The organism is Bartonella sp. AC130YNZD (genome assembly GCF_042196865.1).
Classification (GTDB): domain Bacteria; phylum Pseudomonadota; class Alphaproteobacteria; order Rhizobiales; family Rhizobiaceae; genus Bartonella.
The window spans coordinates 1-719 of record NZ_JBHIQZ010000152.1 but is presented as its reverse complement, the minus strand read 5'-3'; the positions used below and the strand labels follow the sequence as shown (position 1 = coordinate 719).

General features: G+C 45.6%; 1 protein-coding gene. It reads left to right on the top strand.

Annotated features, from left to right (window positions below):
* Positions 1-719 (top strand): hemagglutinin repeat-containing protein (locus tag ACFINU_RS10225; protein ID WP_375667719.1); only part of this gene is annotated, 719 nt, incomplete at both ends.

The following is a 719-nucleotide window of genomic DNA, read 5'->3' as shown; positions in this document are numbered from 1 at the left end:
GAAAGATTGTCATAAAAGGCGCCCAAGAACACTTGGATCAGCAAGCACAATCGTCATCAAGTGGCTTTTTGCATGAGAAATCGTCCGATACATCTCAATCGCATACCACAACGGTCTCCTCTATCCTTGGGGCGACGGGCAACATTATCACACAATCAGATAAAGAGACCACAATCACGGCTTCTCATCTGCTTTCCGGTCAAGATATCAATGTGAGCGGAGAAAATGTGATGATTGATGGCATGCAAGATCACCATAGCAGCCATTCAGAGGAGCATGAAACGGGTTTTGGTGTGGGATCAGGCAAGGGCTTTGTGTCGATATATGGCAGTGAGGGAAAGACAGAGAATGAAGAAAGTTTTGAACATCAAGGCTCTTTGCTCAATGGTAAAAATATCATCGTCACCGCCAAAAAAGAAGATGTGAACGTGGTGGGCTCTGATTTTATTGCAGAGGAAAATATTCATGTTTCGGCAGCCCGTGATGTCAATGTGCTTGTTGGTCATAATAGCCATAGGGCAAGCTCAAAGGAAGAACGGAAAGGCTTTGGGTTTCAGTTTGAAAAGAGCAACAGCGGTGCTTCCTTGGGGGTTGGAATTGCAAGCGCCAAAGATACGGGCGATCAATGGGAAACCACTTCCGCACAATCACACATCACGGCACGCCAAGATGTGCAGATTACTGCTGACAATGATGTGAATTTACAAGCAGCCATTGTT